2 protein-coding genes are annotated in these 859 nt (G+C 71.7%); both read left to right on the forward strand.

Features of this window, described 5'->3' with window-relative positions:
- Positions 1-63: 63 nt before the first annotated feature.
- Positions 64-555, forward strand: coding sequence for a DUF5994 family protein (locus tag IE98_RS0141595; RefSeq protein WP_043176422.1), 492 nt, complete (start codon positions 64-66; stop codon positions 553-555).
- Positions 556-607: 52 nt separating this feature from the next.
- Positions 608-856 carry a hypothetical protein gene (locus tag IE98_RS0141600; RefSeq protein WP_030277966.1) on the forward strand — a complete coding sequence of 83 codons (249 nt, stop codon included), beginning with the start codon at positions 608-610 and terminating at the stop codon, positions 854-856.
- Positions 857-859 lie beyond the last annotated feature (3 nt).

Here is an 859-nt window from a genome sequence, read left to right on the forward strand (position 1 = left end):
TCCCCGACGGTCGGCCCTCGTTCGGTGGGGCCGGTGTGTGTGTCCACGGACAGGTGGCGAGCCATGTCGGATGAAACCGGTGCTGCGCTCCCGGGACTTCTGCCGGACCGGTTCCGGCAGGCCGCGAAGCCGGGGACGGTCCTGCTGCGTCTGGAGACCACACGGTCGCGCGAGGGTGCGCTGGACGGCGCGTGGTGGCCGCGTTCACGGAACGTCGGCGCCGAACTACCCGGTCTGGTCAGGGCGTTGACCGAACATCTCGGCTCCGTGGTGAGCATCGGGCTGGACGCCGAAGCCTGGGACGACGTGCCGGCCCGGCTGCTCGTCGACGGCCGGTCGGTGCACATCGACCGGTACCCGGTCGGCGACGACACGGTGATCGTCACGCGGGGCGACCGCGATCACTTCAGCCTGCTCGTCGTCCCCCCGCAGACGAGCCGGGAGGCGGCGCTGGCCGCGATGGCCCGCGCGGTCGAGGCCGGCGGAACCGACTCGGCACGGCAGATCCTCGTCACCACCGGCAGCGGCTCCGAGCCACCGGGCGAAGCGACCTGAGTGAACCGGCCCCACAAGCCCCCCGGGGCAGACGGGAAGGCGGGACGCAGAGATGTCCGTCTACGTGAAGCTCTCGGCCGACACCCGGGCGCCGGCGGAGCCGTCGAAGGGGCCGTTGGACCTGCAGTACGAGGACGGCACGGACGACGGCGTCACCTTCGAGTACGACCTGCACCCGAGCGGTGCGCTGCGCGTCCTGCGGGTCTTCGAGGACACGCCCCACCGGATCGAGGCCTGCTTCAGCCCCGGAGCGTGGCTCCAAGTCGCGGGCACCTACCTGCGAAGCGGCTCCGAGTACTGACGA

Origin of the sequence: Streptomyces sp. NRRL B-24484 (assembly GCF_000717715.1) — a bacterium.
In the GTDB taxonomy this organism is placed as follows: Bacteria; Actinomycetota; Actinomycetes; order Streptomycetales; family Streptomycetaceae; genus Kitasatospora.